Source organism: Coprococcus sp. AF99-45, from assembly GCF_027663865.1.
In the GTDB taxonomy this organism is placed as follows: Bacteria; Bacillota; Clostridia; order Lachnospirales; family Lachnospiraceae; genus Allocoprococcus; species Allocoprococcus comes.
Genome location: NZ_JAQDGZ010000016.1, coordinates 64,242 through 74,739 on the forward strand (window position 1 = coordinate 64,242; position 10,498 = coordinate 74,739).

The following is a 10,498-nucleotide window of genomic DNA, read 5'->3' on the forward strand; positions in this document are numbered from 1 at the left end:
TAATTCAATTTTTAAAAATGAACATTTTTTCACATAAAACAGAATTGGCTGTCAAAGTGAAGAAATGTTCATTTCTTTTTTTATAGCGAAATTCTATAATAATGATAGTTGAAATAAAAGGAGGATGGGATATATGGCACATAAAATTTTAGAAGAAGCGCAGGAAATGAATGATCTACTTATAAAATGGAGAAGAGATCTTCATCAAATTCCTGAGACGGATCTGGAGCTTCCAAAGACTGTGGAATATATCAGTAAACGTCTGGATGAGATGAATGTAGAATACAAGGTATTTTCTGAGGTTTCAGTGATTATCGCTCAGATCGGAAAAGGGGATAAATGTTTTCTCCTGAGAAGTGATATGGACGCGCTTCCGGTAGAAGAGGAGACGGGACTTGAATTTGCATCAAAGAATGGCTGTATGCATGGATGCGGACAAGATCTGCACGCTACGATCCTTCTTGGAGCGGCAAAAATTTTAAAGGCGCATGAAGAAGAACTGCCGGGCGTGGTCAAATTATTGTTCCAGCCAGGTGAGGAGACCTTCCGCGGAGCGAAAGCAGCAGTGGAAGCAGGAGTCCTGGAGAATCCGCATGTAGATGCTGCCTTTGCAGCGCATGTATTTGCGGCAATTCCATATGGAACGATTGGATATGGTGTGGAAGCCATGGCATCTGTATATGGCTTTAAAATCACCATTACAGGACGTGGCGGACATGGTTCTGCACCGGAGGGCTGTATTGACCCGATCAATGCTGGTGTAGAAGTTTATCATGCTCTTCAGGCACTGAATGCCAGGGAATGTCCACCATCAGCAGAGGCAGCACTTACGATTGGACAGTTTACAGCTGGTAATGCAGCAAATGTAATTCCGGAGCGCTGCGTGCTTCAGGGAACACTAAGGACATTTAATGAAGAAGTAAGGACGATGCTGATCCGGAGGATCAATGAAATTGTTCCGGCTGTTGCAGCAGCTTATCGTACTACTTGTGAAATTGAAGAACTCAGCAATGTTCCGAGTGTAACTTGCAATGAAGAACTGAATGCAGAGTATATTAAAAGTATTGAGTCTCTTGAAAATCCAGGAACAACGATTAACGGTGGATTTCATGTCATGGGATCCGAAGACTTTGCCGTGATTTCGGCAAAAATACCGGCAAGTTATTTTGTAGTCGGAGCCGGAGTGGAGGATCAGAGTAAATGGAAAGGACAGCATAATCCAAAGATTCTGTTTAATGAAAAAGCATTACCGCTTGGCGCAGCCATGTATGCGAAGATTGCAATGGACTGGCTGGCAAAATAGAAGAGTAGATCTATAAGGTTAGAATAAATAAAAAGAAGGGATCAGGCTTTTACAAAAAGTGAAAGCGGATCCCTTTTCGTGTATCTGGCACAACTCTGACAAATGGGGGCTTTTGATTTAATTAAAAGTTTAATCAGAAATTTACATGAATGAAAAAAGAGACTTATGAAAATCATAAGTCTCACAAAGAGCGACAGACGGGACTCGAACCCGCGACCTCCACCTTGGCAAGGTGGCGTACTACCAACTGTACTACTATCGCATCTATTAAATTGTGTTCATCAGAACAATATCTACTATACCGTACAAAGAAGGAATTGTCAACGAAAAAATGAAGAAATTCTGTTCTACTTTTTGCGGAGATTCAATAAGTTTTCTGTTAATCAGACAAAAAATGATTTTAACAGAATAATAGGCGAAGACAGGTAGAAAAGTCCGACATATAAAATTGAAAATATACTTGACCAATTGATAGATATATTGTATAGTATTTATTGTTCTGATGAACAACAAATAATGAATGCGATAGTAGTACAGTTGGTAGTACGCCACCTTGCCAAGGTGGAGGTCGCGGGTTCGAGTCCCGTCTGTCGCTCTTGAATTAAGAACTACATGTTGCATGTGGCTCTTTTTTTTGTGCATACAATGAGCCAAATACAGATTTTCACACCCGTGCAGATTTGGGCTGGCACAAGAATCTGCATGGGTGTGACAATCTGTATTTGGCGAATGTACATCATCGAGCTGCTAAGCGAGATGGTGTACGTTCGCCGTGGGTTCGTGTTCACACGAAACCCTGGCTCATTACTAACGTAAAAAAGACTGGCATCGAGCCAGTCTTTCATCATAACTATTCTTTTTTTTATTTCAGGAAGAACCAGTATCCTGCAAATGCAGCAGCTGCGATGATCAGGAAGATAAGGATTACAACAAGCACAACAGGAAAATGTCTCTCATCATCGTCATCTTCTTCGTCTAACATATTCTGATAGTTCTCACGCATCTCCTGTTCACGTTTTTCACGGACATGCTTTGGTGGGATATTAGAATAGGTCTGTTCTTTTTCTCCCTCTGGAGTGGAAAGATCAGGTGCAGTAATTTTAAGTTCATCCTCTTCATCAGAAATGATACGTGTGCTGGAATTGTCAATTGCATGTACCGGTTTGGCTTCTTCCGGACGTTTCTTTTTCGGACGTGGACGAACTTTTTCCCGGCTTTCTTCCTGACCTTCTGCATATTTGAGAAGTGGACGGTCTGAAGTAGCAGGGCGTTTCTTTGGATGCGGTCTGGATGGCTGTTCTTCGGAAGAACCTTCTGTCTTCGGACGAGGTTTTCTTACCGGTCTTTCGCCTTCGGCAGCCGGGTTCGGACGTTTTTTCTTCGGATGAGCCGGTACTTCTGGATTAGCAGAAGAAGCGGTCCGCTTTTCGGCGTTCTCCGGAGATACCGGACGTTTTTTCTTTTTCTTTGGCTGGGCAGGACGTTCGGCAGAAGTTTTTTCGCCTTCGGCAGCCGGGCGCTTTTTGTGTGGCTTTTCTGCAGCCTTACCGGCTTCAACTGTTTTTTCAGCCAATGCTTCTTTTGCAAGCTTTTTTTTCTTTTCACGCTGTTTATCTAAATTCCACTGCTTTTTACAGTCGCGGCAGATTGCGAATTCATTGTAGATTGCTTCACCGGCTTCATTTTCGCCTATTTTTTTGTTCTTGATCTCAAGATCCTTTTTACAAATCGGGCACTGCATGATTTATCTCTCCTCTTTGGTTTTTTAATATGTATCTACTCCCTTATTAAATGATGTAAATGTTAAAAATTATGTTTAACATTCACATCCTTAAATACATAGAATCATACATTTATAATGTTATCACGTCCCCAAAAGATGTCAAGAAAGTTCTTTGAATATTTACAAAAAAGTGCTAGAATAAAATGGATTTACTATAGATTAGGAGGACGCGAAGATATGACAGATACAAAGACAATCAAAGTAGGATTACTTGGACTTGGAACAGTCGGAACAGGTGTTTATAAATTGATTGGACGCCGCAGTGAAGAGATGCAGCAGAAGACCGGCGCCGCTCTTGAAATAAAGAAAATCCTGGTACACAACATGAAAAAAGTAAGACAGGGTGTAGATCAGAATCTGCTGACAGATCAGTGGAAAGAGATTATAGAAGATGATGAAATCCAAATCGTGATCGAGGTGATGGGCGGAATTGAGCCAGCGAAAACGATGATCATAGAAGCACTGAAAGCAGGGAAAAATGTAGTAAGTGCAAATAAGGATCTGATCGCAGAATATGGAAAGGAACTCTATGACGCTGCGAAAGAAGGTAGCGCTGATTTCCTGTTTGAAGCAGCGGTAGCAGGAGGAATCCCGATCATCCGTCCGCTTAAGCAGTGCCTGGAAGGCAACCAGATCGATGAGATCATGGGAATTGTCAACGGTACGACTAACTATATCCTGACAAAGATGTTTGAAGATGGAATGGATTTCACAGAAGCACTCGCAAAGGCGACAGAGCTTGGCTATGCAGAAGCGGATCCGACGGCGGATGTGGAAGGTCTGGACGCAGGACGTAAGATGGCAATCATGGCTACGTCAGCATTCCATTCGCAGGTGAAATTTTCGGATGTCTATACGGAGGGAATCACAAAGATCACAGCAGCAGATGTAAATTACGCAAAAGAGATGGGAAATGTGATCAAACTGATCGGTATTGCGAGAAATACATCTAATGGAATTGAAGCAGGTGTTTATCCGATGATGATCGATAAGAAACATCCGCTTGCTACCGTAAGAGATTCCTTTAATGCTGTTTTTGTACACGGAGATGCAGTTGGGGATACCATGTTCTATGGAAGAGGAGCAGGAGAACTGCCGACCGCAAGTGCAGTTGTCGGAGATGTGATGGATGTTACAAGAAATATTGTATGGAACTGTACCGGAAGAATCGGATGGAGCGCATACAAAGAGCTTCAGATCAAGGAATTTGCGGACGTCAAGAATCGTTTCTTTATCCGTATGCAGGTGAGTAATGAACCGGGAGTACTGGCAGCAATCGCGAAAGTATTCGGAGATCATAAGGTAAGTATCGAACGTGTGATCCAGGAACAGGCAAAAGCGGCAAAGGCGGAACTTGTCATCGGAACATCCGCAGTCAAGGAATACCATCTTCAGGATGCACTGGAGGAATTAAAAGAAATGCCGATCGTAAGTGAGATCAGCAGCATTATCAGAGAATATTAAAAGGCACAGCATTGGAAAAAGGAGTAATCAGGCATGAGTTATGCAGACAAAGTTTTTATAGAGATGTGCAGGGACATCATTGATAATGGAACCAGCACAGAAGGAGAAAAGGTACGTCCGAGATGGGAAGATGGGACTCCGGCGTATACTGTAAAAAAATTTGGTGTGGTGAACCGGTATGATCTGCGAAAAGAATTCCCGGCACTGACACTCAGAAGAACCGGGATCAAAAGCTGTACGGACGAGCTTTTGTGGATCTGGCAGAAAAAATCCAATAATATCCACGATCTGAACAGTCACATCTGGGACAGCTGGGCAGATGAAGATGGATCGATCGGGAAGGCATACGGCTATCAGATGGGCGTAAAGCATGTCTACAAAGAAGGAATGATGGATCAGGTAGACCGTGTACTCTATGATCTGAAGAATAATCCTTACAGCCGCCGGATCATGACGAATATCTATGTACATCAAGATCTTCATGAGATGAATCTGTATCCGTGTGCATACAGCATGACGTTCAATGTGACAAAAGAAAAAGGCAGCGACAAGCTGACACTGAACGGAATCCTGAACCAGCGTTCCCAGGATGTGTTGGCGGCAAATAACTGGAATGTATGCCAGTATGCTGTGCTGCTTCATATGCTCGCGCAGGTATGCGATATGCAGGTGGGCGAATTTGTACATGTGATCGCAGATGCACATATTTACGACAGGCATATTTCGCTGATCGAGGAACTGATTTCAAGAGAGACGCACCCGGCACCGAAATTCTGGCTGAATCCGGAAGTGAAAGATTTCTATCAGTTTACACCGGATGACGTAAGATTAGACGATTATGTGACAGGACCGCAGATCAAAAATATTCCGATCGCGGTTTAGAAAAGGAGACAGATACGATGAACATTATTGTAAATGCAGATAAAAACTGGGCAATAGGAAAGAATAACAGTCTGCTTGTACGAATCCCGGCAGATATGAAATACTTCCGTCAGATGACAGAAGGCAATATTGTCGTGATGGGAAGAAAGACACTGGAAAGCTTTCCGCAGGGGCGTCCGCTTGCCAACCGGGTTAATATCGTGATTTCCCACAATCCGGATTATCAGGTGAAGGATGCGATCGTGGTACACAGTGTGGAAGAGGCACTGCAGGAATGTAAAAAGCACAAAGGAGAAGTCTTTGTGATCGGCGGAGAAAGTATTTACCGTGCAATGCTTCCGTATTGTAATATAGCGTATGTTACACGGACAGATCATGTATATGAGGCAGATACCTGGTTCCCGGATCTGGAAAAGGATCCGGATTGGCAAAAAACAGCTGAGACGGATGAACAGACATATTTCGATCTTGAGTATGTATTTGCAAAATATGAAAGAATAAAATAGATCAATAAAATTTGCGAAATGTATCATTGACAAATCAATAGACCACTCATTATAATAAATGTAATCGATGAGACAATAGAAGAAATGCTATGACAAGGAGGAGTATATAATCTTCGGAAGCAAAGAGAGAAGGCGGACGGTGTAAGCCTTCATGAAGGGATTGTAGAAGTAGCCTTTGAGCAGCGGACCGAACGGGAATTTCTCAAGTAGACTTCGACGTAGACCCTACGTTACAGGGGAATAGTATCGAACATTTCTATGGTTCTGTACTTGCGTGAGAGCAGAGAAGCAGCTTCTCTGAAGACAGGTGGTAACACGGATTTTATATTCGCCCTGAACGGTCAGCCGTTTAGGGCGTTTGTTATTCTATATGACTATGATAAAAATTTGGCGATCATCTGTATAGAAAATTCATGGAGGTAGATTTATGAAAAAAATATCAGGGAACAAATTACTTGTAAAAGCATTAAAAGAGGAGGGGGTAGATATCCTTTTTGGATATCCGGGAGCCTGTACAATTGATATCAGTGATGAAATTTACAAACAGGATTACACAAAAGTTGTACTTCCGCGTCATGAACAGGCACTTGTCCATGCTGCAGACGCTTACGCCAGATCAACAGGAAAAGTCGGGGTATGTCTGGTAACGAGCGGACCGGGTGCAACCAATCTGGTGACAGGAATTGCAACGGCAAATTATGACAGTGTACCGCTGGTATGTTTTACCGGACAGGTTGCAAGACATCTGATCGGAAATGATGCATTCCAGGAAGTTGATATTGTAGGTATTACAAGAAGTATCACAAAATACGGTGTGACAGTAAGAAAGAGAGAAGATTTGGGAAGAATCATCAAAGAGGCATTCTATATTGCGCGCAGCGGACGTCCGGGTCCGGTTCTTGTGGATCTCCCGAAAGATGTAATGGCAGAGCTTGGAAGCCCGAATTATCCGGAGACAGTCAATATCCGCGGATATAAGCCGAGTACCGGTGTTCACATCGGACAGCTTAAGAGAGCAGTCAAGATGCTTGGAAAAGCAAAGAAACCGTTGTTCCTTGCCGGTGGTGGGGTAAATATTGCAGGAGCGAATAAGGCGTTTACCGAACTTGTAGAACGTACCCAGATCCCGGTTGTGACAACGATCATGGGACGTGGTGCGATTCCGACAACGCATCAGCTTTTTATCGGTAATCTGGGGATGCACGGTGCATATGCATCCAATATGGCAGTGGAAGAATGCGATCTGCTGTTCTCGATCGGGACCAGATTTAACGATCGTATCACCGGAAAACTGCATGCATTTGCACCGAAGGCTACGATCGTACATATCGACATTGATACTTCCTCCATCTCACGTAACATTCAGGTAGATATTCCGATCGTTGCGGATGCAAAAGAAGCAATTGAAAAATTATTGGAATATGTAGAACCAATGGAGAAAAAAGAAAGCTGGATGGAACAGATCGAAGGCTGGAAAGAGGAGCATCCGCTTAGGATGAAACCAAAGGGAGACCAGATGCAGGCTCAGGATATTCTGGAGACGATCAATGAAGTGTTTAAAGAGGATGACAAGATTGTTGTGACAGATGTAGGACAGCATCAGATGTTCACATCCCAGTATCTGGAAGTGAATGAAAAGACCAGACTTTATATGTCCGGCGGACTTGGAACCATGGGATATGGATTCCCGGGAGCAGTCGGAGCGCAGATTGGCAATCCGGACAGTACGGTGATTGCAATTTCCGGTGATGGCGGTATGCAGATGAATATTCAGGAATTTGCAACAGCAGTGCTGGAAGAACTTCCTTTGATCCTCTGTGTATTTAATAATACCTATCTTGGAATGGTTCGCCAGTGGCAGAAACTTTTCTATGGAAAACGCTATTCTATGACGGATCTTCGTGCAGGCGCAGCGACAAGACGTGGAGAAGAGCATCCACCGAAATATACGCCGGACTTTGTAAAACTTGCAGAAAGCTATGGGGCAAAGGGAATCCGTGTAACCGAAAAATCCGAGATGAAAGCAGCATTTGAACAGGCAAAAGCAAACCGTGCACTGAAGGTGCCGACTCTGATCGAATTCATGCTGGATCCGGAAGTGCAGGTTTATCCGATGGTACGTCCGGGCGGAACCCTGGAAGATCTTTTGATGGATTAATGGAGAGGAGAGGTGAAGATGGATAATACAATGAAAAAAAGATGGATTTCCTTATATGTGGAAAATCAGGTTGGTGTACTTTCAAAGATTTCCGGACTCTTTTCCGGTAAATCCTATAATCTGGAGAGTCTGACGGTAGGTAGAACAGAAGATCCGACTATCTCCAGAATGACGATTGAGACGAACAGTGATGAAGAGACTTATGAGCAGATCAAAAAACAGCTGAACCGTATGGTTGAAGTCATCAGAGTCATTGATTTTACAGAAGTATCTGTTGTTATGCAGGAGCTGATGTTTATCAAGGTAAAAAACTGTACACCGGAAGATAAGACAGAGCTTTTCCAGATCGCGCAGACCTATCAGGCAAAGGTACGTGATTATGGAAAAGACAGTGTGCTTCTTGAATTTGTACACACGGCACATAAAAATACAGCGATCATCCAGTTTCTACGTTCTGAATTCAATTCAATTGAAGTTGTAAGAGGCGGAAGTGTGGGGATTGAAGCGATCACAATGCCAAAAAGATAAAAAAATCAAAAAAAACAGAGCGCACTCTTGAATTTGAAAAACAGAAGTAATATAATAGCGATATGTAATCCGTAGGATTTAAAATACGGGAAGCAAAAATTATAATTTAGATATATGTTACTGTAAGAAGCAACAAGGGAATGGAGGAATTACAATGGAAAAGAAACAGATTGACTGGTCAAGCATAGGATTTGGTTATATCCCGACCGAAAAGAGATATGTTTCAAATTACAAAGATGGAAAGTGGGATGATGGATGCCTGACAGAAGATGCCAACATTGTATTGAATGAGTGTGCAGGTGTTCTGCAGTATTCCCAGTCAGTATTTGAAGGTATGAAGGCATACACAACAGAAGACGGACGCATCGTTGTATTCCGCCCGGATATGAACGCAAAGAGATTTGCTGATTCCGCAAGAAGACTTGAGATGCCGGTATTTCCGGAAGAACGTTTTGTAGATGCAATCGTACAGGTAGTAAAAGCCAATGCGGCTTATGTACCACCTTACGGATCAGGAGCGTCCCTTTATATCCGTCCATATATGTTCGGAAGCAATCCGGTTATCGGAGTTAAACCTGCTGACGAATATCAGTTCCGTGCATTTGTAACACCAGTAGGACCATATTTCAAGGGCGGCGCAAAGCCGATCACAATTAAAGTCTCAGACTTTGACCGTGCAGCACCGCATGGAACAGGACATATCAAGGCTGGTCTTAACTATGCAATGAGCTTACATGCAATTGTAACAGCACATGAAGAAGGCTATGCAGAGAATATGTATCTGGATGCAGCAACAAGAACAAAAGTAGAAGAGACAGGTGGAGCAAACTTCATCTTCGTCACAAAAGATGGTAAAGTAGTTACTCCGAAGTCAAACAGTATCCTTCCATCTATTACAAGACGTTCTATTCTTTATGTGGCAGAACATTATCTTGGACTTGAGACAGAAGAAAGAGAAGTATATCTTGATGAAGTAAAAGACTTTGCAGAATGCGGACTTTGCGGAACAGCAGCAGTTATTTCACCGGTTGGAAAGATTGTAGATCATGGTAAAGAAATCTGCTTCCCAAGCGGAATGGATGAGATGGGACCTGTTATCAAGAAATTATATGAAACACTTACCGGAATTCAGATGGGACACATCGAAGCACCGGAAGGATGGATCCAGGTGGTTGAATAATGGATAAATTCGTTACAAAGCGAAATGATCTGCTCGCTGAGCAGGTGATAAAGAATTTGAAGTCCCGTCAGATGGAGGGACATTATGTACAGACCAAAGAAGAGGCACTTGCCCTTGCACTGGAGCTGATTCCGGAAGGAAGCAGCATCAGTTGGGGAGGGTCTATGAGCATTAAGGCAATTGGTCTTCCTGAAGCACTTCATAAAGGAAATTATAAAGTGCTGGACAGAGATCTGTGTGCGACACCGGAGGAAAAAGCAGAGATGATGCATCAGGCACTTAACTGCGATTATTTTCTGGCAAGCTGTAATGCAATCTCGGAAGATGGGATACTGGTTAATATAGATGGAAATGCAAACCGTGTGGCAGCTATTTCTTACGGACCGGAAAATGTTCTGATGATCGTTGGCATGAACAAAATTGTAAGAAGTGCAGAGGATGCATATGCCCGTGCAAAGTATGTGGCAGCTCCGATTAACGGACAGCGTTTTGAAGGGCTTCCGTGTGCGAAGACAGGTGTCTGTTCCAACTGTAAATCTCCGAAAAGTATCTGCTGTCAGACACTGATTACAAGATTCAGCCATGTTCCAAACAGAATAAAAGTGATTCTGGTGAATGAAGAACTGGGATTCTAAAAAAACGAAGAGAATCAGGGGATTTCCCCTGGTTCTTTTTTATTTCATAGGAAATTCCG

Annotated in this window: 9 protein-coding genes, 2 tRNA genes and 1 other annotated feature; of the genes, 9 read left to right on the forward strand and 2 right to left on the reverse strand. The window is 43.0% G+C overall.

The window, feature by feature from the left end; all coding sequences use genetic code 11:
- The first annotated feature begins 133 nt into the window (after positions 1-133).
- Entirely contained in the window at positions 134-1,303 is a 1,170-nt protein-coding gene (locus PGR14_RS11585) for a M20 metallopeptidase family protein (protein ID WP_270223445.1), read from the forward strand.
- A gap of 189 nt (positions 1,304-1,492) precedes the next feature.
- On the opposite strand, the gene PGR14_RS11590 is transcribed toward PGR14_RS11585, so the two are convergent.
- Positions 1,493-1,565: transfer RNA gene (locus PGR14_RS11590), tRNA-Gly, on the reverse strand.
- 260 nt (positions 1,566-1,825) lie between these two features.
- Between PGR14_RS11590 and PGR14_RS11595 the strand changes: the two genes are divergently transcribed.
- Positions 1,826-1,898 (forward strand) — tRNA-Gly (locus PGR14_RS11595).
- A gap of 267 nt (positions 1,899-2,165) precedes the next feature.
- Here PGR14_RS11595 and PGR14_RS11600 read toward each other — a convergent pair.
- The gene (locus PGR14_RS11600; RefSeq protein ID WP_173689918.1) at positions 2,166-3,044 is read right to left on the reverse strand and encodes a hypothetical protein; all 879 of its coding nucleotides are present in this window, start codon (positions 3,042-3,044) and stop codon (positions 2,166-2,168) included.
- A gap of 219 nt (positions 3,045-3,263) precedes the next feature.
- Between PGR14_RS11600 and PGR14_RS11605 the strand changes: the two genes are divergently transcribed.
- The 7 genes from PGR14_RS11605 (at position 3,264) to PGR14_RS11635 (ending at position 10,439) form a co-directional block, all read left to right on the forward strand.
- On the forward strand, positions 3,264-4,550 hold the full coding sequence (locus PGR14_RS11605; RefSeq protein WP_270223447.1) for a homoserine dehydrogenase: 1,287 nt from the start codon (positions 3,264-3,266) through the stop codon (positions 4,548-4,550).
- Positions 4,551-4,583: 33 nt separating this feature from the next.
- The gene (gene thyA, locus PGR14_RS11610; protein ID WP_008369620.1) at positions 4,584-5,432 is read left to right on the forward strand and encodes a thymidylate synthase; all 849 of its coding nucleotides are present in this window, start codon (positions 4,584-4,586) and stop codon (positions 5,430-5,432) included.
- A gap of 17 nt (positions 5,433-5,449) precedes the next feature.
- Positions 5,450-5,938 carry a dihydrofolate reductase gene (locus tag PGR14_RS11615; RefSeq protein ID WP_173690008.1) on the forward strand — a complete coding sequence of 163 codons (489 nt, stop codon included), beginning with the start codon at positions 5,450-5,452 and terminating at the stop codon, positions 5,936-5,938.
- Between the two features lie 80 nt (positions 5,939-6,018).
- Positions 6,019-6,277 (forward strand) — a binding site (T-box leader).
- 88 nt (positions 6,278-6,365) lie between these two features.
- Positions 6,366-8,096, forward strand: a complete 1,731-nt coding sequence (ilvB, locus tag PGR14_RS11620) for a biosynthetic-type acetolactate synthase large subunit (protein WP_270223449.1) — start codon at positions 6,366-6,368, stop codon at positions 8,094-8,096.
- A gap of 18 nt (positions 8,097-8,114) precedes the next feature.
- The gene (gene ilvN, locus PGR14_RS11625; protein WP_022221140.1) at positions 8,115-8,624 is read left to right on the forward strand and encodes an acetolactate synthase small subunit; all 510 of its coding nucleotides are present in this window, start codon (positions 8,115-8,117) and stop codon (positions 8,622-8,624) included.
- Between the two features lie 154 nt (positions 8,625-8,778).
- Positions 8,779-9,804, forward strand: coding sequence for a branched-chain amino acid aminotransferase (locus PGR14_RS11630; RefSeq protein WP_270223451.1), 1,026 nt, complete (start codon positions 8,779-8,781; stop codon positions 9,802-9,804).
- Positions 9,804-10,439, forward strand: coding sequence for a lactate utilization protein (locus PGR14_RS11635; RefSeq protein WP_022221141.1), 636 nt, complete (start codon positions 9,804-9,806; stop codon positions 10,437-10,439). The genes PGR14_RS11630 and PGR14_RS11635 overlap by 1 nt, the downstream gene beginning before the upstream one ends.
- The last annotated feature ends 59 nt before the right edge of the window (positions 10,440-10,498 follow it).